Raw genomic sequence first — 22,835 nt, forward strand, 5'->3', positions numbered from 1 at the left:
ACAAATAAATTCGCAATATGATTAGAATAGAAAACGAAAAGCAAGCAAACGAAGGTCGTTTCGCTCTTTATGAGAATGATGTTTATGCAGGGGAGTTAACCTATGTGTTTGACGAAAACCATAATTTAGTGGCAGAACACACTCGAGTTGGAGAAGAACATAAAGGAAAAGGATTTGGAAAAGAATTGATAAATGCCCTTGTTCAATATGCAAGAGCAGAGCAAATAAAGGTTGTTCCTGTTTGTTCTTTCGTGAAAAAGATATTTGAAAGAGACGAAAGTCTAAACGATATCAAAGCATAAAAGTATTCAAAGAGATATTTTTATCTTTCCAATAAGATAACATTTTAAATTGCTTTTCGATGTAAAAAGAAACATCAAAAGATAGATTTATGTTATTTTAAAACGTGAATTATAAGATAGAAAAATGCGATAAAAGCAATGCTTTATTGTGTTTTTCTATTTTTATTTTATATCTTTGCATCGTATTATCAGCGAAAAAACGTGGCTTTATATTAGGAAAAGGACTAAAAATAGCCATATTTACTTCGTAAAAGAATACATATAAAACACACATCGACACCCTTTTATAACGGGGCTGACTGGATTTGACAGCGGGATGAGATGGTGTGTAAGCACGTAGAGCTTCGTTAGCTGGCTCTTAAATATCAGTTATCAAAAAATTAATTGGCGAAAATAACTACGCTCTCGCTGCTTAATCGAAGTATAGTAGATTACTAGCTTTATTCCATTACCAGGTAGTGGAACGAGACATCACTCCAAAGATGTGGTTCCGAATCAATGGATTCAGTGGTGCAGAAAAATCGGAAATAGTCTAAAAAGGTCTTGATTTTTAGATGAAACTTTAAAGACTAAGGTTATAATTGGTGGTTCGGGTCTTGTTATAACCTGACAAATGAAGGCCGAAATAAACGTGTAGAAAGCACAGTATTTCCCTGTTTGGACGTGGGTTCGAAACCCACCAGCTCCACTTGAAGTACTCTAAACAAGAGTTTTTAGGAATTTGACTAAATCAGATAATCGCTGTAATCTCAATGAGTTACGGCGATTATCTGTTTATTTATATCCCTATTGAGGAGTACATTCAGATATCACTAAGTTGCTCAAAATACTCCCAACTGGCTACAATATGGCTACAGAAAAAATCATCTTTCTAAAATTGTAGCCAGTGATACCATACAGAGTACACATAGATACCGCATACTTCATTGTTATTCAAAGAATTATGTCGAACTTTGCAGATATAAAAAAATGTGTTACTCACCAAAACAGGAACAGAAACACACCTTTACTTCTGCATCAAAAACCTATAACTATGAAGAGTATTTTTAGAACAAGCTTCTATTTGCGAAGCAATTATTTAAACAAGGAAGGAAAAGCGTCAGTTATGATGCGTATTCATCTTAATGGAGAAAGAGTAGCTCTCGGAACAACGGGGGTTAGCGTTGACCCAGAAATGTGGGACAATACATTGGGTAAAGTACGAGGAAGAACTAAGGAGACCTTGGCTACCAATGCCCAGTTGACGAGCATTAGCACTGACCTTCAGATAATATTCCAGCGCTTGGAATTTTCTGAAGAGTTAAGTTTAGAACGGATTAAGTCTGAATATTTGGGCAAGCGGGAGGCCATGGAAACCGTACTCTCATTGTTTACCAAATACAATAATGATATGTATGCACAAATAGGCTGTGGTGTAAGTAAGGCAAACTATCGCAAGTTTGATATATGTAAGCGCCACTTTACTCACTTTCTTGAAATAAAATATGCCCGAACAGATCTTAATGCCATTGAACTTACACCTATCGTTATTCATGATTTTGATGTTTATCTTCGAACAATAGTGGGACAAAGTTTTAACACAGCTATTAAAACCTTAAAAACATTCAAAACAGTCATCATATTTGGACGTAAGGCTGGTGTGTTCAATCATGATCCTTTTCTCAACATCCACTTTAAGACCAAGCGTGTGGATCGAGGATTTCTTACAGATGAAGAGATTGATACTATTATGCATAAAGAATTTGCTACGCAACGACTGATCAATGTTCGAGACATATTTTTGTTTTCATGTTTTACAGGTTTAGCTTATGTTGATGTAGCCAACCTTACAGATGAAAATATAATTACAATGGATGGAAAGCAGTGGATAGTTACGGCAAGAAAGAAAACCGATACGTTAAGTCATATCCTTCTTCTTGATATTCCAAAAATGATTATAGAGAAATATGCAGGCTGTGCTAAAAATGGTAGACTTATACCCATTCTCAGTAATCAACGAATGAACTCTTATCTGAAGGAAATTGCAGATGTTTGTGGTATCAATAAGAACCTTACTTTTCACATGGCTCGACATACTTTTGCAACAATGATGCTTACCAAAGGTGTTCCTGTTGAGTCTGTATCAAAGATGTTAGGACATTCAAGTATTACCACTACACAACTTTATGCTCGCATAACAAACAAGAAAATAGAGAATGATATGCTTATGGTATCCAAAAAATTAGATAAGTTCAATTTTATAAATTCGCCAGCAACTAAAGTAACTAAACAGTATTACACTAAAAAAAATAGTACAATCTAATCAATAAAAATATGAAAACAACAAAGAAAGAGCTTTCTTATTTCCGTTTGAAGTTGGAAGCATATCTCGGAGAGCATTATCCAGAGAGAGTGAATGAAAATACGTTTATAACTGCTCGCGCAGACGAAGCATTGACAGCTTACTGCGATGCTATAGCACAAGGTTTTTCTCACCCAGAGGCAGAGACAATGGCAAGTGAAGTCTTATACCAAGGTTTGCACTTTTCCAAGTATGACACGCTTATATCTGTCTTAGAGAATGAGTTCGAGAAAGAACTCCCTTCTCCTCTTCCAGAAAGATTAACACCAATGCTTCTGAAGAATAAAGCTGTGCAAAGCGTTTTCGACAAGTATGAACTAACAGACGACTTTGGCGCAACTCCAGAGTATGAGAAACTCTACACTGAACTGACAGGGACAATCGTTCTGATCATTGAGGTCAATGGTCTGCCAACCGTCGATAGTGAGAACATGACTTGATGTAGCACCATCGGGAACTTTTGTAGTGTCAAGAGCCAAGATAAATGCTCCACTCCACACGCCAAGAGTTTGTACAAACACTTGTCTTTGTGTAGCCAGAGCATCTTGTTATTGCTCTTGAAACTATTAAAAGCTCCGATATGAATACAATAATCATGAATCAAGACATTCACACACCTGCCTTCATCAAGGCAGACGCATCGAACAAAACTGATAATATCAAACAGCAGCCGAATCCTCCCAAGCAAGTCCGCCGCTTCTCTTGGACACGCTTCATCGAACTCGCTATCCTGCTTTCTATCGTTATCGGTGCTGTTTGGCTTATCTCAAAGATTATAACGTCACAGGTCGTAACTGTCGTGTCAGTCATTGCAGGTTTTCTGATACTACGCTTTATAGTCAGGGTAATTCTAAAAGTGACATTTACGCTGCTGAGCATTCTCTTCTGGCTGGCAATTCTCTGTGCCATCTTGCTATGCGTGCTTTGAGAAGCACAGCTCTGTAAAAACTTTCATGCTATTTCATCAGGTGGTTATCTCGCATTTTGAGATAGCCACCTTTTCTATTTTCCACTACGGGCGTTGCACTTTTGCTTCTTTTCCAATGCTCCACGATATGCGATGACAAGGAAAGACGGATGCTGTTCCCTTTTTATCCGCAAAGGTAGTACGGGGCTTGTGGCTTTCCCAAGGTCCTAAGCCGCTTGGTTTGTCTGGAAAATCTCCACACCTACGGGTTGTATTTTCCGCCAAAATCTTGTGCAAGCCCGCCCCGCTACCTCTTTTTGCTACAAAAAGGAATCAGCATACTCCGATCTTTGGACGCATAAAAAAAATGTCGCTATGGATAAGCAAAAAGTAAATACAACATCTTCGATGAACAGAAAAGGATATAGCTCCTCCTCTCATTACCGCATTAACCCTACGGCTGAAAAGAGTGAGCAAGTGTTGGCAATTAAGTTTGTACAATGGGACGTACTCCCTTTGGAGAGCCTTTGTAATAGCAAAGTATATCTCCTGCGTATGAAACTCAATCGTGGCGAGTGTATGAGCCGTGAGGAAAAGAATTGGCTATGTGAAGCAGTGAACTCTAACACCTATTTCCGTACAGCCGTTCCCCTACAAGGCTATCGCTTTGACTTCTTTGACGTGCTGAAGAAATACCTTGTCAATCAGTACGGACAATGGACAGAGTATTACGCACCCGACAGAACAAGCCTAAGAGCCTATCTATATGGGCGCATCAATCAAATAGTAGAAATTCCCAAGTATTAACAACATCAAAACATATACGACAATGAAAGGAACAGAACATTTCACACGGACAATAGCCGAGTATCTTAATCAGCGTGCTATGACAGACCCATTATTTGCCCCTAACTTGATGAAACCGAACAAGAATATCGAGGAGTGCATCACCTACATTCTTAATAAAGTACAGAAAAGCGGTTGCAACGGCTTTGATGATGATGAAATTTTCTCAATGGCAGTCCACTACTACGATGAGGACGATATAGAAGTAGGTAAGGCTATTTCTTGCCAAGTTGCCGTCAATCACATTGTAGAACTCACAGAGGAAGAAAAAGCCGAAGCAAGGCAGGAAGCCATTAAGCAATATCAGCGTGAGGAACTTGCCAAGTTACAGAGCCGTAACGCACGAGTGAAAAAGACCGAGAATGTAGCAACCCAAGTACAACCATCACTATTTGATTTTTAAGCCTATGAAACCGAGAAACAAATTTGAAAAGGCAGTTTTGGAACAAAGCAAGCATCTTCGCCAGATAACCAAGCAACAAAGCAAGTGGGCATTTCGTGAGAGCATAGACCACTTCGCCTACCGCTTGCCAAAAGGTCGCACCACTTGTATGGATTGTGGGCATAGTTGGGTAATGAACAAACATAGAGAAACTTGCACTTGCCCTCATTGCAGGGCAAAGTTGCAGGTCAAGGAAACATACGAGCGCAAGTTGCAGCAGAAGCAGTATTTCACCATACTTACCACTTGTGGAGAGTTTCAAGTATTACGTATGTTCCTACTTATTGTGGGTATGGAGAAAGGGTACAAAGCACAGACTTCTATAATTGAGATTGGGCAATATTGGTGGAATATGCAGGGACGAAAAGCTGTGGTTGCCATACAGAGGGTATTGGGACACTATGTTGATACCTTTTCCTATTATAGTCCTATGGCGATACGCAACGATAATGAAGCCTATCAGCATATTGCCTACTCACCCATATATCCGAAGTTCAAGGTTACAGACATACTTCGCAGAAATGGTTTTAAGGATAATTTCTATGGCATCGTGCCTACTAAGTTTATTCCTGCATTACTTACAGACAGCCGAGTGGAAACATTGCTAAAGGCAGGTAGCACAGAGCATTTACGTTACTTTCTTGGCAACAAGAGAACTTTTGAAGAACTATGGCAGTCCTACAAGATTGCAGTCCGTAACGGCTATGAGATAGCAGACATTTCTCTTTGGAATGATTATGTAGATACACTTAAAAGATTAGGTAAGGATATTCATAATCCAAAATATTTATGCCCCACAGACCTTAAAGGCGAACACGACCGCAGACACGAGGAACTTCTCAGAGTGCGTGAAAGGGAGGAGATAGAACAGAAGCAAAAGAAGGCTATGGAAGATGAAAAGCGTTTCAAGGAACTTAAATCTAAATTTTTCGGTATCTGTTTCACGGACGGCACAATCCAAGTCCACGTATTAGAGAGCGTGCAGGAGCATTTAGAAGAAGGTGTATCAATGCACCATTGTGTTTTTTCTAATGCATATTACCTTAAAGAGGACTCTCTTATCCTTTCGGCTACCATTGATGGCAAGCGAATAGAAACCATTGAAATGTCTTTACGAACTTTGGAAGTGGTACAAAGTCGTGGAGTTTGCAACAAGAATACAGAATACCACGAGCAGATAGTAAACCTTGTGAATGCCAATCGAGGTCTTATAAGCCGAAGAATGAAAGCAACAGCATAAAGTATGAACATTAAATTATCAGAGATATGAAAACAGAGATTGAAAACATCATCTATAACTATGCGGATGAATTGAAAATCAGCGGACAAAGTGAAAGCCAAATACCGCATATTCTCATTAGGGTGATTAATGCGATAACCTTATCCGACAACAAAGAGGAGTTAAGGTCAGCTATCAACAAAATAGCCGAAGAAACAGAACTTGATAAGTTCTTTGCATACGGCTATGGCGCACATCACTTTTGGCTCACACACCGCAGAATATCCAATGGAGAGCCAAAGGAATACAGATTATTAAAGGTTGAATTTTAAGATTATGAAGAAGAAAGTTTACAGAGTTCGGACGCAATACATCTTCGAAGGAGTGTTTGATGTGGTTGCGGAGAGCAAAGAAGACGCACGGCAAAAAGTCCTGCAAAATTGTGGGTTGGTTATGGGTGGAAGCATTCACAGCACCCTGCCCGATGATGAGATAAATTGGGCATTTGACAGACACCCTAACAAACGGATAGACAGGATAACAAAAGTGCAGAAATAGTATTCTGAATGAAACCAAGAGCCACGCAAACCGAAAATTGCGTGGCTTCTTTTCTTTGTCTTTGAACGAGCAGGCGACCTAAGTATTTAAAGAAAAGGCAATCTCGTTTGAATAGCGAGATTGCCAAAAGATGTTAGTTTAAACGAGCATTTGGATAACATGCCAAATTTATATCGTACAAATCTCCTCCACAATCGAAGTCAATACTTCCGTCATAACGATATAAATACCAACCATCAAAACTTCCTCCCCATCCCATATTAGCATGGCAATAAACATTGTACCTCTTTAAGATCCTGCGAGGTTGTTTTGGTGAAGGAGCCACATTAGAGGGACGAACGCGAATTTGATAACCATCAACAACCCAAGCATGTGAACCATTGGTAAATGCTCCTGTTGCTCTTGTGCCTCTGATGGCTCTTGCAGTTCCTCTACATATAACTGGTCTTCTTGAATTTAAAGAGTTTGCCATGTTTTGGAAAGTACAAGAGTTTTTTCCATCAATATGGACATTCCATTTTTTTACATAATTTGCAACTGCATCTACAGAAACAGAACCTCCTTCACTTGTAAATTTTGTGCCGCTTCCATCTGCAAGATTCTTTATTAAAGAGGCTAACCTTTTATCTTCCTCAGTAAGCTCATGGTATCCCCAAAAATTCGGAGAATAACTTCCTAAATTACCCCAATAAAATTTCTGTCCTTCAGGAGTTGTAATGTCATTGATATTCGGTTGTAAATACGCCAAGACTTGTGCCCAAGCAATAATTGTACACCCTGCAGGATGGCGTCCGTCATAACCATAGTCAAAATCATATTCTGGGGGACATTTAGGCACATAAAGATTATAAGGACTTGTCTGATTCCATTTTGTTTTTAGCATAGGCTCAACTATTTTATGTAATTGCCCAGAGGGATTGTCTGTGGCAGAACTATGTGTTACAGGAGTATTGTTTACAAGGTATTCTACATGTTTCATCCCCTTCTTCCTAATTTGCATATTGACATAAGCTTTTGTTTTTTCACGAAGAGAATCTTCGCATTGCTTAATTACGGCAATCTCTTGCAAGGCTATGTTCATTGCATTTTTTATCATCAAATCTGCTGTTTCGTTTGGTGAAAAGAAATCTCCTTCCTCAGAAAAGGCAATAACATAAGGGAAACGGCAATCTGAACTTACAATCATACTAATAGGCTTCTTGGCTTGATGGTCAATCCATTTTAATTTTGTAAAGTATATTTCTTCACCTTTTTCGTGCTGTTTTGTAGTCAAGGATAAACTAATTTTTTCTTTTTGCACATTTGATAAAGAATTTAAGGCAGACCTTGTATTAGATCCCTTAATACTTCCGATGTATGATTTCGCAATGCTTTCAACCTCCTCATCCGATAAGTCTTTCTTATCAGGATAGGCAATACTATTGTACTCTTGTTCAGACAAAGAGATATAAGATTTATGACCGTTATCTATAACGGTATCTACTTCATCCATTTTGTCACTACACCCACTCAGAATAAAGAGTACTACCGGTAAAAATTTTAGATAACTCTTCATAATAAATTGTTTTAGTTTGTATTCGCTTACGAATATAATCAATATTCATGTTGCTTCCAAATTTTTATCACCCTTTTTTCTTATATTGCGTTAAAACACCAACAAATGATGATGGGAATTTTTGGGAATTAGAGTTTTTATGTACTTTTGCAGCAAAGAACAAACCTCTCTAAGCAAAACAAGGCAAAGCATAGCAAACAGAACGGTTTCCAAATCGTTACCCGAACACCAGCCTATTGTGCGGAACACCCTTCTACAAAGGGTTGTCGCTTTTCTAACCAAAGTTACTGAAAAACTTTGATTTATAAGCCAGTGGGAATAAAGAAAATGCGTTTTTCTTTAGAGGAAAGATACGATAAAAGAAAATAATTTTCTATTATTCCTCAACAAAATATCAATCATAAGCTAAAGGTATATAAAACAGGGCAAACTCAACCTTTCGCCGTTTAACTAACCCTCGCAAAACTTTTCCCTTATATCGGCAGAAAGAAACATACTCCCAGTAGAAGTTTCTGTCTCCTGCTTCTATCTTTTGCAGCAGCCTACTTTTGGGGTGCTTTCCATAACCAAGCAATCTCCCCACACCCACATTATAGGCTAGGAGGCTGAGCAGCAGAGCATCCTTCCCATAGCCTTTAAAGTGTTCAAAGCATTTCCAAAGATCGGCACGGAGCAGGGAGTCTGCCTGCCGTTCCGTCATATCTGCCGTGAAGTTTTCGCCTGGTTGTAGCTGATGCCCATATCCAACATACGGATAATTCTTCCAGCCGTGCATGCCCTCAAAGTATTTTACTACGACTACCGCACGCTCAAAAGGTGGCAAGTCTGCCAGCCACACCCTGCGCTGAGCAAGGGTCGGCTGACAGAACAGGCAGAATACACAAAGTAAAATGAAAGAATTTATCGTTCGCATCAATTATGGTCTTAGCGACGAGAAGATGTAGGCTTATCCTTGCCCTCTTCCCGCTCGTTGTTAAAACTAAAGGTCAGCTGCTGAACCTTACCGAAATTATCCTCCACATATACATCAATCGTCTGGCGGTCAGATGACAGCGAGGTGTAGTATAAGCGGAACACATCTTTTGTTAGCGGATAACCGTCGTTCGGCTTGAAGACCGTGCCATTGTCCATCCTTAGCAAGCCCTTGCCGTCAGACTGGAAGTAACGTATCGTATAGCGAGTGTCGGCAAACTCACCACCTCGTTTGAGCGTGCAGCGTATCTCAGCCGTCTGCCCCCTTATGATGTCCTTCTGAACCGGCATTGTCTCCACCGTAAACGGATAAGACTGCTGAACATCCAAATCCCTATCACAAGCAGATAGGCAAAACACGGCAAGGGTCAGTACACCCATTACCCAAATCGTATTCAATATCTTCTTCATCTTTTCTTCTACTTAAAAGTTAAACCTTAGTCCTGCTGAAACAGCCGGACGGAAACGATGCACGTCCGTTCCAAATAGGAAACGTTCCTGCATCTTTACAAGAAAGAGAATCCTGTCCGTGAGGAACACTTCCACCGAACCATGCACGGCACCACCATAGACAAAGCGGGAGCGGTCGAGCAGCGTCGCCCCATCGGGCAGCAGTTTGTTGTCCTCATTCAGTTGCTCGTAGCCACCCAAGGCGGATATGCCACCATAGAGAAATACATTCTTGCCATTGTCGGAGACAATCGGGTGCATATAGCCCAAGTGCAAGAGAGCATCCTTGAGTTTTACGTTATAACTTCTGTACAGCATATTCTGCTGTTCATACTCTGCCATAACAAAGGTATAGTTCTCATGTCCCAAATATCGAGCGAGTGATGCTCCCATGCCGAAATTGTCAGCTGCAAGGAATTTTTCACCCTTAATAAGCGGAACACTCCCTACGACCTCTACTCCCCTTTGCTTGGGTATCAGTCGCTGTGCCTGCGATGGCAAGCTAAAAGCCATTGCCACCGCTGCACAAACCGATAAAATGATTTTCTTTTTCATAATGTCTACCATTTCAGTTTGAGGTTATCAATCTTCTTTGCCAATTGCAGGTCTTCTGCCATTACATAGAAGGTCAGCGTACGACCGCCATTTCTCTCATAGAGCGTCACTTCAAGCTGCTTGTCTTCCGCCAGAGAGAACTGCTCGAGCGCAAACGCACAGTGTTCACTACCCATGCCACGCACCTGCATCACCTGATGATAAGCACGAAGTGGCTGCAACACCTGCTCTTGTATGGCGGTGCGCTTTGCCATCTTCTTATCCACAACCTTAAAGGTGATAAAATCCACCGAGTACGGCATATTCGTGCCGTTTTCCATACGAGTGTGGAAATACAGCAAGCCGTTATGGGCATACAAACCACGGAGCAGGAACTTCATGCCGAACTGCTGTGCACCGATATGTTTGATGGTACGCTTGTCGTTCTGATAGATAGTCTGCATCATCAGCTTTACTAATACGGGCGACTCGTTGCCAAGTTCCTTAAAGTAAATATCAGAGCGGTTGCTTGGCAGTCTACCTTCCGTCGTGGAGAGAAAGTCTTTCATCTCGATACTTAACTTCTCCGGCTCATCAGCATACTTTACGTTGAAAGCATAGAAAGAGCCGTCCTCACAGATGACACTCATGTTAGTCTCCGTCTCAAAGTCCTTCACCGAAGCCTTTACACGTAGTACGTTCTCTACATCCTCCGCCTTCCCTGCGATGATATTCTGCGAACCTAAGTCTACATAACGAATAGCAGAAGGGAAGATAAGATGCACGGTCTTGTCAAAGGTAACGTCCAGACCATACGGCAGTACGACACGCCCCGTTGGAATGGCACGGCTCATACCTTGAAAGAGCTCTCCCGAAGTAAGCGGACGGCTTGGTGTCAGACCATCATTGTTTTCCTGTGCTGTGGCTGTTGCTCCCACGATGGCAAGCATAGCCATTGATAAAATAATTTTCTTCATTGTTCCTTTTGATTTGATGTTATTTTTTACTTATCATTTTCGATTGTTTTATTTGGACTGAACCAAGAAAAGTCGATAGCCACCCTTGAGCGTTACCTTGATAGTACGCAGTTTCTTCTGAATCAGCTGACTTGCACCCTGCATCACCCCACGGGCTGCCTCGGAGATAATCTGGTCCTTGGCAGAGGAAGCGAAGGTAAAAGATGTACCCATTGAACCGCCGATGTTCGCTCCAACTTCCTTAAGCGCATTGATGTCCTCCGATCCTGGTATATACACACCCTCCTGTCCGTCTGTGTCGTATGCCGAGAGCTTGACGGCTATGATATGCCCGTCCACCTCAATGCTTTTGATAAGTAGGTGCATACGATTACCTTCTATCTTGGCAACGGCTATGAGTCGGCTCTGCCGTGGAATGTGCAGTCCCTGTACCTTGGCACTTTCCAGCAGACGAAGCACAACATTGTCGCCCTCCTTGAGCGTGCTCGTTCTGTCCACTACTACTTTCAGTGTATTGCGCATTGTAGGTACAGCCGTGCTTGCAAGCGAATGAAAACCCATATTACGAGCCTTCTTGCCATATTCCTCCATAAAGTACACATCGCTCATAGGTTGGTCAAGTGAAGATACTATCAGCCTACGCTCCGGCAGAACTTCCATTGCAGGCTTTTCATTCTGCATGGTCTTGCCCTTAGCGGCTTCAGAGCCACCTGCTGCCCCTTCCGTCTTCTCCTTTCCTACCGTCAGACCATTATTGAAGGTTGGTGGGGTTGATGCTTTAGGGAGATACTTCGCTGCCATCTGATAGCTCTTTTCCATCAGTGCAAGCTGCCGTTTCTCTTCATTGTCCTCCTTACTATCCTTTTGAGATAGTTCTTTCTTTAGATTATCTATCTCCGAGCGCAAGGCTTCACGCTCCTGCTCGTGTGGGTCGGGAGCGTAAAAGGAGTTCAAGAGGCGGTTATTCTCCTCATAACGATGCATAGAACTTTCTATCTTTGTCGTAGAAGCATCTGTTTCTGCACGCTGCTCCTCTGATGGAGCAGTGTTCTGTGCAAAATAGTCCGATAGTCTGCCCATCTCCTCGTGGGTCTGTTCTTCCTCGTGTGCCTTGTCGCCTAATTCATAGGCTTTGAGCTTGTTTTCGGTGAGCTTTTCCGTCGTTGCCTGCGGGATGCTGTCATTGAGTCCCTGCTCCGCTGCAGTCTTATCCTTGCCCGAAGGTGCGAAGATAAACCACATCGAAAGGGCAAACAGTAGTCCTAATCCTCCGAAGACCAAGCCTTTCTTCATTTGTTCTTTCTGTTTATTATCCATTTTCTTTGATTGTTTGATGATGTTGTAGGTAAAAATTGCCGTGTAACTCTTGTAACGTGCTGTCCGTCCGTATCGGACTGTCCGTCAGCTTTCCCATGGGGATGGGTAGTTTCTCCTTCTTTGGAGGAAGGAAAAACTGCGCTATCATCCAAAGCGAGCAGAGCAGATAGATGAAACTCAGCCCATAGACGATTTCCTTTCTCTGCCTTATCGTGAGCCGTTCACACCGATGGCGAAGCCACAGGTGAAAGCGCAGATATTGACGTGAGAGTAAAAAGTTTCTTTTTCTTGCCATAGCCTTATCGTTTATAGGTCTGTATATCCCTGTTCTCCTTGACGAGGAAGTTCTCCATCAGGAAGCCTTGTGGGTTATTGTCCGAACGGACAGAGTTCTGCAGCGTGCAGGTCGTAACAAGACTACGCTCTGTAACATTGCTCTGACGGACGATAAACTCCCGTGCATAGGTCGTTACCGCATAAGGGTAAGTATTAAAGTTGCAGTGGATAGAGTCCACCTCTATGCGCTGATTGACATTACCCGATATGGCACGGTTATAATAGCCCTTCTCTGCCAAGTCTTTGTAATAGTTGAAAGCCGACTTGTCACACAGCACAAAGGCACGTTCCATGTTCTTTTCGATGGCATCCTTGTCGGGCGCAATGGTGAAGAACAGCTCATGGAAACGACGCACATGTTCTCTTGCCTCTACGGGACGATTACGGCTTGCATCCTGACTGAGGGCAAGCATGAGCGACTTTCCCTGGTCAAGCACATAGATTTTCTCCCTCTGCTCCTTAGCGAAGCTGTATGAGGCATAGACAGCATAACCGCTTACCGCCACGCAGACGATAGCAAAGACAAAGGCGTAGAGTCTTATCTGTCTGAATGAAGTCTCGATATTACCAAGTGATTTGAATTCCATTTTTCTTTTATATCTGTTGATTAATTAAGCATAGTTGTTCGATTTCTATTTTCCTTTGAGCAGTGCACCCTTGATACGTCCACCGACATTTCCCACAGCAGCACCTGCGCCAGCCATAGTAGCCTTGCCACCAGTATATGCTCCTTGCACACCATGCTGTGCTGTCTGGTTGACATTACGACCGTATGAGCCGATACCACCTCCAGCTTCGATAATCCAGCCTGCCACGGTAGGTACACAGAAGTAGCCTACAATACCGATAAGGAAGAAGACGATGTAGTACCACGTCCCCGAATCAGGCAGGTAGTTAGGGTCACTGAGCGCTTCAATATCCTTCTCTATCATCAGCACTTGTATTTTTGTAAGCAGTGCCGTAAGAATAGAGCTGACAGGCAGCCACAGGTAGACCGATATATAGCGTGAGAACCATGCCGTAAGTGAGCCAGCAAGACCATCCCATACGGCAATGCCGAAGACTATCGGACCGAGAATGGCAAGGACGATGAGTATGAAGGTACGTAGTGTGTCGATGATAAGTCCTGCAGCATGGAACAGAAGTTCTAAGAGGTCGTGTACCATCTTCATGATCCACTGCTTGGTCTGATAGGCTGCACGCTCGGCATACATACCCGCTATCGTCACAGCATCTTCAGGTCCGATGATACCCATTTCCTCAATCTTCTCATCGAATTTCTCGTTGGAGACAAGGTAGGCTGTTTCAGGATTCCTAAGGTAGGCTTCCTCTTGCAACTTGTCTCGCTTGGCAGTAAGCTCTGCAAGGTTCCCCTCCTGCTGGTGTACCATCATCTCCGTTCCCTGCACTACGGGCGAGAGGACGGCATTCATCGTACCCAGTACGACTGTCGGGAAGAACATGATGCAGAAGCCCAGCACGAAGGGGCGTAACAAGGGAAAGACATCTATCGCCTCGGCACGGGCAATGGAAGCCCATACCCGAAGAGCAATATAAAAGAGTGCACCCAAGCCTGCAATGCCTTTGGCAATACCCGTCATCTGGGCACAGAGTGGCATCATCTCGTCATAGGTTGAGCGTAGCAGCTCATGTAAACTAGCAAAATCCATAAGCAAAAGTTTTTTATGAAAGTTCTTTCAAGTTCTTTTTTTGTCTGTGGATTTACCAATACCTGCTTGCCGTATTACCATAGAGTGCCTTAACAGAGGCAAGGTTATTCTTCTCCCTTGCACGCACATAGCTCACAGAGATATTTTTCCTTGTATAGTAGGATACGAGCGAGCGATTTTCCCGAAGCGTAGTATAGATACGGTCGATTGCCTGCATTCGTTCGTGGTCGTTCATCGAGAAGACATTACTCTTAACAATGGACTTTAGTTCCTTAAGACTCTCACCGCTCTGCTTCAGAAGCTTGGCATAGCCCGAAGCCATCGCCGCGAGTTCTGAAGGGCGGAAATTCTTGTCCGAAAGCATCTTCTTATACGAGGTGACGTAAATCTCCGAGATGTCGCCCACCATAAGGATGCACTCTTTGACCTTATAGGCATCACCAATCAAGTTGTTCACCTTCTTGAGTGCATCGTAATACTTCTTGGTGTCGTTGTAGAGTTTCTCCACCTCCTTGAATCCATCAAGAGTATTCTTCACCGTTTTTGAGGCGGTGGCAATTTCCTTGACCGTGTTGGCAATGTTGCCCGCAAAGTTGGTCGGGTCGCTCACTACCCACTGTGCGTGGGCTTTGGGAACAGAAAGGCTCAATCCTAAGAGAGCCATGAAAATGTACTTTTTCATTGTTACTATAGTTTTGATGGTTTGTACTTATTTCTTTTTATTGTTTCTTTTCTCTATGGCAAGCTGACGGATAGCTGTTTCGATATCACCACCGAGCTGTACCGCCCTGTTCATTACCTCCACCTTCTCGGTTTCCTCTGTGGTGTAGGTCAGGTATTCCTCCATGCTCACTTCCGTAGCATAGACGGCACTCTGCATACCGCCCAGCCCTATCCACACTTCCTTGTAGAGTCGGTTGGGGTCGTTGTTCTGGTTGATGGAGAGTATCTGGCTCTTTTCCTTTTCCGAAAGACCGAGCATCGCCTGTATGCCGTCGAACTTGGTCATGTACTTGCGCTGGTCAAGCAGTATCTTGCAGTCAGAGTTATTAATAATGCTCTCCTTGACGATGGGTGACTGGATGATGTCGTCCACCTCCTGCGTTACGACAATGGCTTCCCCGAAATACTTTCTCACCGTCTTATAGAGATACTTGATGTAGTCTGCCATGTTTGCCGAAGCAATCGCCTTCCACGCTTCCTCAATAAGTATCATCTTACGGATACCCTTTAATCGGCGCATCTTGTTGATGAAGGCTTCCATGATGATAATCGTTACCACAGGAAAGAGGTCTTTGTTGTCCTTCACTTGGTCGATTTCAAAAACGATAAAGCGTTTGGAGAGTAGATCGATGTTCTTGTCCGAGTTCAACAGGAAATCATATCGACCACCACGATAATATTGCTTCAATGTAGTTAAGAGGTTGTTGATATTAAAGTCCGAGAGCGTTACCTTAATGTCTCTCTTTTCCATATCCTTTCGGTACACGTCCCGCAGATACTCATAGAAGGTATTAAAACAGGGTGTAACGCTGTGGTCAGCACATATCAGCTCGATATAGGTGTTGACGGCAGAACCAAGTTCGCCTGCCTCGGTCTTAGTGATATGCTCATCTGCACTCTTCCAAAGCGTGAGCAGCAGCGTGCAGATACTCTCCCTTTTCTCCACGTCGAAGAAGTAATCATCTGTATAGAAAGGGTTGAAGGATATCGGACTTTCATTGGTATAGGTGAAATACACACCGTCCTCACCCTTGGTCTTGCGGTGGATAAGTTCGCACAAGCCTTGATATGAGTTACCCGTATCGACCAAGAGGACGTGCGCTCCCTGCTCATAATACTGACGTACCATGTGGTTGGTAAAGAAAGACTTGCCGCTACCCGAAGGACCCAAGATGAACTTGTTGCGGTTGGTGATGACTCCTTTTTTCATCGGCAAATCCGATATGTCTAAGTGGACGGGTTTTCCTGAAAGGCGGTCTGCCATCTTGATACCGAAGGGAGAGAGCGAATCCTTGTAGTTCGTCTCTGCCGTAAAGAAACAGAGGGCAGGCTCGATGAAAGTATAGAATGACTCTTCTGCGGGAAAGTCTGCCGCATTACCGGGAATGCCTGCCCAGTAGAGCGTTGCCGCATCAATGGTGTTGTGGCGAGGGTGGCATTCCATAAGAGCAAGTGCAGAGCCTACGTCATTCTTGATTTGGCGAAGTTCTTCTTTATCGCTACTCCATGCCAGTACGTTGAAGTGGGCACGGATGGAGGTTAGTCCCTGTGAATGGGCAATATTGAGATACTCCTGTATCCATTCCTCGTTGATTTGGTTGCTACGGCTGTAGCGTGCTAGCGAGTGCATATTCCTAGCCTGCTTCTCGAAGCGTTCCAAGTTGGCATCGCTGTCCTCGATGAAGAGGTACTGGTTATAGATATGGTTGCAGGGTAACATCAGCCCCACGGGAGAGGCAAAAGAAAGGCGGCAGTCGCTTCGGTCGGTTGATAATCGCTCGTATCGGCTGTCCGTGCTTACTGTTGTAGGCAGGTCGTCCGTATCGGAGAGTGTATGCAGACAAAGCATATTATCGCCCACACGTACAAGGTCTGCGCCCAGACGGATGTCCTCCAAAGACGCGTGTCCTTCTTCCGAGAGGGAGAAATAACGGTCCAAGAGTCCGCCTTTTTCATTTGTGCCAACCAACTCTTCTTCAGTCATGCGGACAATCCTTAGCTGCTCGGTATCGTTGATGATACGCTCGAACTGGTCCACTGCTTCCATAAACTTCATCACTTCATCCTTGTTGGTAATCTCTTTTGGTAGCAGATGTCCACGGCAGAGCGAAGAGAAATTACTTTGCTGCGCCATACGCTGCTTGTTCGTCTTGGTAAGGAAGAGATAGACCGAGTGGTGGAGATACGGACGCTCGTTGAAGTGCCGTTCAGAGGAACGGGCAAGGAAACTCAATCCGCCATCGGAGAGCTTTCCTTGATAGTCTTCCTTAATGAACCAGTCCTGCTTGTGTACGATGCTATAATTGGGTAGCACCTTGATTGCCTTATGCCAGGCAGAGTGCATTGCTTCGTATTCTGTAGAGGTGACGGTAAAGAGTTCGGGCAGTTCCACACGGAAAGCCACAGTGATGTCAGCATCTTTGCTCACCATGCAGCCCTGCTCTACGGAGAGCAGTGGAAACTTCGACTCCAAGGTGGTTATCTTGCTTTTATTTCTCATTTTTTTGCTTTCTTTGGTTGAAGATTACGGATAAGGTGGCAGACCGTACGGCGGTTCACAAGGTAGCGTGGGTGCATACGCACTGCTCCTTTTTTCATCAGCCCATATTGCCCATACTTTCTATTCATGGTGAACGTTTGCCATACCACAAGGCTGGCACCCACTACACCTATGACAAGACAGGTAATTTGGCTGACTCCACAGAGATAGAGGATGACCACAAGAATGAAGACAGCCAGCAGCCCTCCTGCAAAGAGGAAGAGGTACTGCGCCTTCAAGCCCTTGAACTCTACCGTCCTACCTACACCTTTGTTGATTTCAAATGCAGCCATCGCCTTACAAGAAGAAACTTCTCAAGATAGTGGCAGCCACGATGAGGAAGATACACGCACCGAACCAAGAGGCTGCGGTCTTACTCGTATCGGGGTCACCACTTGAGAACTTGTTATACACTTTTATTCCTCCTATCAACCCCACTACCGCCCCTACGGCATAAATGAGTTTCGTGCCGGGATCGAAGTAGGAGGTTACCATTTTTGTAGCTTCATTGATACCGGCAATACCATTGCCTTGTGCGTATGCTCCTATGGTGGTAGCCGTCAGGAGTAGCATTGTGATTTTCTTTTTGTTGTTCATTGTTCTTTTTATTTTAAGTTGTTAAATGAATTGTTTTCTTTTGGGTAGAGTTGGTAAGGGGTGGCTCGGTTTTATTGTATGACTGATATTGGTTGATTGTTTTACTTTTGAGCCACCCCTCGAACACCGTACAATATGAACAAAAACACTAAGTTTTACAAATAGTATGAAAGTGGACGCTCGTCATCTTCCGATGTATCGCTATTGCTGCTCTCTACGTTTAAGTTCGTTTCAAAGTTTGAAGAAGAGTTTATATTATTTTCCTCCAATTCCGCTTCTTCCGCCTTGCGAATGGCAGCAAGTAGCTTTTGATGGTCTTTCTCCTGCTTAAGCGTTGCCTCTTTGATATAGTCCATGAGCTGTGTGCCCCGTATGCTTTGCAGCGTATCCTGCACTTCGGTTTCGCTTTCCTCATCGAGTGCATCGTCATTCCTGTGCCAACCGTTTATACGGGACAAGTCCCTTGTAAGAATGGCGGACGGTGAGACTTCGGGCATCACTGCATCAGCGATTTGCAGTTCCTCACGAATTATAGTGGCTTCGTCAGGCTCGTCCATTGTGTAGTCAATCTGCATTTCATTATCTTCTTCTGTACTTTCCGCTTCTTTTATTTCTTCGGACACAGATGAGTTTTTCCCTGCAAAGGTATTAGGATTATCAGCTGGTTTTTCTTTTGATGAAGTATCGGGAACATCAGGGATTTTTTGAGAATTTGTCGTAATCTCTTTTGAGATTTCGTCATAGCGTTCCCTATATGACTTACTTTTACCAACAAGTATTTTCCGTGCCTGCTCAATCTGGTCTTGCGTAACAGAAGAAACACTCTGCTTTTGTTCCTGCTTGTTTTTCTTTTTACTTTCTTCTTCCACTTTTTGGCGCACAATGTTTAACTGTTGCCAAAGAAAGAGTATCCCAACGAGTAACCATATCACTGTCAAAATCAGAAGAATGTTGAATAGTATTGTTTGCATAATGGTGATGTTTGTTTGTCATTTATTCTATGTTCAAAAGTCTATTGCCACCTTGCGTCGATGCTTTGCAGTGGCATTATTGAGCAGTTCCTTATGTTCTTTAAGGTGTTCACGGAGAATATTGTCAATATAACAAGCCATCGATACCCGCTCACCCAAATCCTGTAAAATGTTTCTTAGCACTTGGAGTGTATCAGCACTCATTGTAAAATTGGTTCGCTCTCGAAGGCGGACGGATTGTAAATAGCGTGTTCGGTAGTCCTCTAAAGAAGTCCGAGGTGTATCATTTCCTTTCTCGTGGCTTTTACACAAGGTCTTGTCCTGCTTATCGTCCGAGGTAGGCATAAGCTCCTTTACCGGATGCTGATTTTCCTTTTGGTTGGTACTGACTACTATTTTCATATCCTCTTCCTCTTCAGGTGGGTCAAAAGCCACCGTTTCCTTAGGTGGTGTCTTCATCACCCCGTCTTCTGCCATTTCCTTGAGCTTGGCTTCCAATTTCTGCCGCTGTTCCTGTATCTTTGCCATAGTGCTGTCTTATTTAAGTTGAATATGGGTAAGCAATTCCTCTATCAGCTCTTCAATGCCGGTCCCGATTCGTAAAGCCTTATTGGGAGGTAGGTAAGTGGAACGGAATACTCCACGGAATCCATATTGCTCCAGTTCATGGCCGAAGCGGTGAGCAGCATAGACATGCTGATTAAGTAGCGTGTAATCTTCGTTCTTGATATACCTACTATAGTATTCTATGAGCGTGTTCTTAACTCTTCGGTCAACCTTGTTCCATAGCAGAATGACTTCCTTGATACGGACACTTGACATAGATACACCCAAGTCGTTTACTGCCTTGATATAGGTAAGACAGGCAACCATCGACTGAACATCAGGCTCTAAAGGTGAAAGGATATAGTCCATCTCCAGCGATAGCTGCAAAAGGTCACTTGTACCAGCATGACCAGGAAAGTCGAAGATGACTAAATCAAAATTCTCAGACGGATGTTTACGGATATACTCGTTAGCTTTTTCTATTGCCTCCTTAGGGTCTGCCTTGAGAATGCGATAGGCTGTACGCTTCAAAGAGGAGAAATGTTGCTTCATCTGCTTGGAAAGCTGTGGATCACTTTCAATGCAAGCCTTTTCCCTTTCACGGAGTTTATAGAATGAGTCCTGAGACAAGTCACAGTCTACTACAAAAAGATGGATATTTCTTTCGTAGTAAAGAATGCTGCTGACAATCTCAGCCAAAGTACTTTTGCCAACACCTCCCTTTTGAGAGGAGAAGCCCAGAAATATGGGCGATGTTTGTATCTGTTCCATACTATAGATATTTTTATCGTTTGAACTATAATTTGATTGGTAGCTCGTTAGAGTAATCGTCAGAGCGAATTATTAATTCTTTTATCTGTCGAAATACCGAAGTATCTATCGTTTTATTTGTCGATTTGTCGACATCTCGATAGTTCTATCTGACGATATCTTGAACGATTGAAATAGAGTTCGTCATATCGTTATTTAAATAGTTCTATCGAACGATATTCCGTTCGTTTTATCTGCAAAATAAAAGCTTTTTCGATAGATATTTCTATGCGATAGAAGTACAAGGAAATGAAAGGAAAAAGAGTGAATATCATTGATAATGAGATATTTGAAAATCTGCCGTAACTTTGCAGGCGAGAATAATACATGGAGGTAACGTCCCGAAGCAGACACCCCAAAAGGGTGGATACTTCAATCGTATCAACTCTTGATATTGGCAAGGTGTGTCTTTGTAACACAAACCGACGTTTGTACCACAAAGATCCTTGCCCCGAAGGGGAGATGAATTACTCCAAAGTCGTAATTAAGAAAACAGAAAGGATATGGATAAGGACAAGGAACATGGTTCAGAACGAAAACAAGTAGAAAAGCCACGTTGGGACAACTGGCATGTACGGTTGCCTAACCCCAAAGACCAGCAACGGGCGATAGAATTGTTTCAGCGTTCGGGGGCAAAAACAAAGTCGGATTTCGTGCGTGGACGTATTCTTGGAGAGAGTTTCAAGGTGATTACGGTGGATAAATCCGCAGTGGAATATTACCGGAAGCTCTCAGAATTGACGGCACAAATCCAGAAGATTGGCGTGCTGTATAACCAGACCGTGCGGGCCATCAACAGCTACCACAGCGTAAAAACCGCACAGATTCTGCTTGAGAAGTTGGAGAAATTGTCGGCTCAAATCATTGCCTTGCAGGAGCAAGCTATCAATCTTACCATTGACTATCGCAAAAGATGATAGCAAAGATTTCAAGTACGGAAAACCTCGGAGGAGCACTCGGCTATAACTTCAAAAAGGTAGAGAAAGGGCAAGCGAGTATTCTTCTTGCCGCTGAGTTGTATCAGGACAGGGAGGGACGTTATACGATGGAGGAAGTGCTTGCCGACATGGAGGCATTGATACCCAAGAAATGCAGGACGAAGAAAACGGTATTCCATTGCTCCCTCAATCCGCACCCGGACGAGAAGCTCTCCGATGAAACACTCACGCAGATTGCCAAGGAGTATATGGAGACACTCGGTTATGGCAAACAGCCCTATATCGTCTTCAAACACAACGACATTACCCGTGAGCATATACACATCGTATCGCTTCGGATAGATGGTAAGGGAAAGAAAATCAACGACAAGTTTGAAAAGCGAAGGAGCAAGCAGATTACCGATGCCTTGGAAAGGAAATATAGCCTTATTCCAAGTTCAAAAGTAACTGATAGGGAAATGAAGGAAGTATCTAAAATTGATACCACCAAAGGGAATATCAAGGAACAAGTAGCCGAAATGCTTCTCTCTGTCCTAAAGTATTATGAGTTCTGCTCACTTGGAGAATTGAATGCCATCCTCTCCATATACAATCTTGCAGTGGAGGAAGTTAAGACAGAGTTTCGGGGAAAGAAATATGAAGGACTTGTCTATGTCCCAACAGATAATAAGGGAGACAAGGTAAGTAGCCCTATCCACGCCTCGGACATTGGACGTGGTGTGGGCTATACAGCCGTACAGAACAGGATGCAGAAGTCGAAACAAGCCATCAAACCACTGATACCAACCGTCAGGAACAAAGTGTTACAAGCTATGCGTACCTCTCCAAAGACAGAGGAAGAACTTCGGCAACGATTGGAGGAACAAGGCTTGCGTGTGTTTATCCGAAAGAACGAAAGCGGGCACATCTATGGCATCACGTTCATTGACGACAAGGAGGGCATTGCGCTTAATGGCTCCCGATTGGGTAAGGGATATGCCGCTAACGTATTCAATGGTTATTTCTCCAATCCAACACATAATCCGTTCTTAGATGAAACGCAGTATGGCAGTCTGTCTGCCCGTTTGGATCAATCTGCAACCGTTCACCCTTCGCAGCTAAATACGGAGGAAAGCGACAACCTTGTCGATGAACTTATCGAGGATATGGCAGATGGCTCTTTCCTATCTACGGGCAACGATGATTGGAAAGAAGCTGCATGGCAGCGTAAGCTCCGAAAACAAAGTAAGGTAAATATTAGACGAAGAAAACATTAAATAAACGAGCATTTCTATCTCCCCTCCCT

27 protein-coding genes and 1 other RNA gene are annotated in these 22,835 nt (G+C 43.3%); 12 read left to right on the plus strand and 16 right to left on the minus strand.

The window, feature by feature from the left end; translation table 11 throughout:
- The first annotated feature begins 17 nt into the window (after positions 1-17).
- From A3GM_RS0106445 to A3GM_RS0106485, 10 genes are all read left to right on the plus strand, one after another.
- Positions 18-302, plus strand: coding sequence for a GNAT family N-acetyltransferase (locus A3GM_RS0106445; RefSeq protein ID WP_018362569.1), 285 nt, complete (start codon positions 18-20; stop codon positions 300-302).
- A gap of 291 nt (positions 303-593) precedes the next feature.
- Positions 594-993, plus strand: a transfer-messenger RNA (tmRNA) gene (gene ssrA / locus A3GM_RS11405).
- Between the two features lie 342 nt (positions 994-1,335).
- A complete protein-coding gene (locus A3GM_RS0106450; RefSeq protein WP_018362570.1) occupies positions 1,336-2,604 on the plus strand; it encodes a site-specific integrase in 1,269 nt (422 codons plus the stop codon).
- A gap of 11 nt (positions 2,605-2,615) precedes the next feature.
- A complete protein-coding gene (locus A3GM_RS0106455; protein WP_018362571.1) occupies positions 2,616-3,083 on the plus strand; it encodes a DUF1896 domain-containing protein in 468 nt (155 codons plus the stop codon).
- A 140-nt stretch (positions 3,084-3,223) separates the two neighbouring features.
- Positions 3,224-3,571, plus strand: coding sequence for a hypothetical protein (locus tag A3GM_RS0106460; RefSeq protein ID WP_018362572.1), 348 nt, complete (start codon positions 3,224-3,226; stop codon positions 3,569-3,571).
- Between the two features lie 354 nt (positions 3,572-3,925).
- Positions 3,926-4,357, plus strand: a complete 432-nt coding sequence (locus A3GM_RS0106465; RefSeq protein ID WP_018362573.1) for a hypothetical protein — start codon at positions 3,926-3,928, stop codon at positions 4,355-4,357.
- 22 nt (positions 4,358-4,379) lie between these two features.
- Entirely contained in the window at positions 4,380-4,799 is a 420-nt protein-coding gene (locus A3GM_RS0106470) for a PcfK-like family protein (protein ID WP_018362574.1), read from the plus strand.
- 4 nt (positions 4,800-4,803) lie between these two features.
- Positions 4,804-6,078, plus strand: a complete 1,275-nt coding sequence (locus A3GM_RS0106475) for a PcfJ domain-containing protein (protein ID WP_026216141.1) — start codon at positions 4,804-4,806, stop codon at positions 6,076-6,078.
- Positions 6,079-6,104: 26 nt separating this feature from the next.
- Complete coding sequence (locus tag A3GM_RS0106480) at positions 6,105-6,389, plus strand: hypothetical protein (protein WP_018362576.1); 285 nt, start codon at positions 6,105-6,107, stop codon at positions 6,387-6,389.
- Between the two features lie 4 nt (positions 6,390-6,393).
- The gene (locus A3GM_RS0106485) at positions 6,394-6,615 is read left to right on the plus strand and encodes a hypothetical protein (RefSeq protein ID WP_018362577.1); all 222 of its coding nucleotides are present in this window, start codon (positions 6,394-6,396) and stop codon (positions 6,613-6,615) included.
- A gap of 133 nt (positions 6,616-6,748) precedes the next feature.
- Here A3GM_RS0106485 and A3GM_RS0106490 read toward each other — a convergent pair whose 3' ends face one another.
- From A3GM_RS0106490 to A3GM_RS0106565, 16 genes are all read right to left on the minus strand, one after another.
- Positions 6,749-8,107: a C10 family peptidase gene (locus tag A3GM_RS0106490; RefSeq protein WP_240430787.1), complete on the minus strand. Its 1,359-nt coding sequence runs from the start codon at positions 8,105-8,107 to the stop codon at positions 6,749-6,751.
- Between the two features lie 457 nt (positions 8,108-8,564).
- Positions 8,565-9,083, minus strand: a complete 519-nt coding sequence (locus tag A3GM_RS0106495; RefSeq protein WP_025830119.1) for a glycoside hydrolase family protein — start codon at positions 9,081-9,083, stop codon at positions 8,565-8,567.
- Positions 9,084-9,094: 11 nt separating this feature from the next.
- On the minus strand, positions 9,095-9,553 hold the full coding sequence (locus A3GM_RS0106500) for a DUF3872 domain-containing protein (RefSeq protein ID WP_018362580.1): 459 nt from the start codon (positions 9,551-9,553) through the stop codon (positions 9,095-9,097).
- A 12-nt stretch (positions 9,554-9,565) separates the two neighbouring features.
- Positions 9,566-10,159: a conjugal transfer protein TraO gene (locus A3GM_RS0106505; protein ID WP_018362581.1), complete on the minus strand. Its 594-nt coding sequence runs from the start codon at positions 10,157-10,159 to the stop codon at positions 9,566-9,568.
- The gene (gene traN, locus A3GM_RS0106510) at positions 10,153-11,103 is read right to left on the minus strand and encodes a conjugative transposon protein TraN (RefSeq protein WP_018362582.1); all 951 of its coding nucleotides are present in this window, start codon (positions 11,101-11,103) and stop codon (positions 10,153-10,155) included. The genes A3GM_RS0106505 and traN overlap by 7 nt, the downstream gene beginning before the upstream one ends.
- 48 nt (positions 11,104-11,151) lie before the next feature.
- Complete coding sequence (gene traM / locus A3GM_RS0106515) at positions 11,152-12,420, minus strand: conjugative transposon protein TraM (RefSeq protein ID WP_018362583.1); 1,269 nt, start codon at positions 12,418-12,420, stop codon at positions 11,152-11,154.
- Positions 12,413-12,715 carry a hypothetical protein gene (locus tag A3GM_RS0106520; protein ID WP_018362584.1) on the minus strand — a complete coding sequence of 101 codons (303 nt, stop codon included), beginning with the start codon at positions 12,713-12,715 and terminating at the stop codon, positions 12,413-12,415. Before A3GM_RS0106520 ends, traM begins: the two co-directional genes overlap by 8 nt.
- 4 nt (positions 12,716-12,719) lie before the next feature.
- A complete protein-coding gene (gene traK, locus A3GM_RS0106525) occupies positions 12,720-13,343 on the minus strand; it encodes a conjugative transposon protein TraK (RefSeq protein WP_004353758.1) in 624 nt (207 codons plus the stop codon).
- A 45-nt stretch (positions 13,344-13,388) separates the two neighbouring features.
- Positions 13,389-14,426, minus strand: coding sequence for a conjugative transposon protein TraJ (gene traJ / locus A3GM_RS0106530; RefSeq protein ID WP_018362585.1), 1,038 nt, complete (start codon positions 14,424-14,426; stop codon positions 13,389-13,391).
- A gap of 52 nt (positions 14,427-14,478) precedes the next feature.
- Positions 14,479-15,108, minus strand: a complete 630-nt coding sequence (locus A3GM_RS0106535) for a DUF4141 domain-containing protein (protein ID WP_018362586.1) — start codon at positions 15,106-15,108, stop codon at positions 14,479-14,481.
- Positions 15,109-15,135: 27 nt separating this feature from the next.
- Positions 15,136-17,649, minus strand: a complete 2,514-nt coding sequence (locus A3GM_RS0106540; protein WP_018362587.1) for a TraG family conjugative transposon ATPase — start codon at positions 17,647-17,649, stop codon at positions 15,136-15,138.
- Positions 17,646-17,981, minus strand: a complete 336-nt coding sequence (locus A3GM_RS0106545; RefSeq protein WP_006046155.1) for a DUF4133 domain-containing protein — start codon at positions 17,979-17,981, stop codon at positions 17,646-17,648. The genes A3GM_RS0106540 and A3GM_RS0106545 overlap by 4 nt, the downstream gene beginning before the upstream one ends.
- Before the next feature lie 4 nt (positions 17,982-17,985).
- Positions 17,986-18,285, minus strand: a complete 300-nt coding sequence (locus A3GM_RS0106550; RefSeq protein WP_009229094.1) for a DUF4134 domain-containing protein — start codon at positions 18,283-18,285, stop codon at positions 17,986-17,988.
- Positions 18,286-18,440: 155 nt separating this feature from the next.
- Positions 18,441-19,256 (minus strand): hypothetical protein, encoded by an 816-nt coding sequence (locus A3GM_RS0106555; protein WP_018362588.1) that lies wholly within the window; start codon positions 19,254-19,256, stop codon positions 18,441-18,443.
- 33 nt (positions 19,257-19,289) lie between these two features.
- Entirely contained in the window at positions 19,290-19,784 is a 495-nt protein-coding gene (locus tag A3GM_RS0106560) for a DUF3408 domain-containing protein (protein WP_018362589.1), read from the minus strand.
- A gap of 9 nt (positions 19,785-19,793) precedes the next feature.
- Positions 19,794-20,573, minus strand: a complete 780-nt coding sequence (locus A3GM_RS0106565; RefSeq protein ID WP_018362590.1) for a ParA family protein — start codon at positions 20,571-20,573, stop codon at positions 19,794-19,796.
- A gap of 542 nt (positions 20,574-21,115) precedes the next feature.
- On the opposite strand from A3GM_RS0106565, the gene A3GM_RS0106570 reads away from it, so the two are divergent.
- Both A3GM_RS0106570 and mobB read left to right on the plus strand, forming a co-directional pair.
- On the plus strand, positions 21,116-21,529 hold the full coding sequence (locus A3GM_RS0106570) for a plasmid mobilization protein (protein ID WP_018362591.1): 414 nt from the start codon (positions 21,116-21,118) through the stop codon (positions 21,527-21,529).
- Positions 21,526-22,806, plus strand: coding sequence for a conjugal transfer protein MobB (gene mobB / locus A3GM_RS0106575; RefSeq protein WP_018362592.1), 1,281 nt, complete (start codon positions 21,526-21,528; stop codon positions 22,804-22,806). Before A3GM_RS0106570 ends, mobB begins: the two co-directional genes overlap by 4 nt.
- The last annotated feature ends 29 nt before the right edge of the window (positions 22,807-22,835 follow it).

Origin of the sequence: Hoylesella nanceiensis DSM 19126 = JCM 15639 (assembly GCF_000379965.1) — a bacterium.
GTDB classification, from domain to species: Bacteria; Bacteroidota; Bacteroidia; order Bacteroidales; family Bacteroidaceae; genus Prevotella; species Prevotella nanceiensis.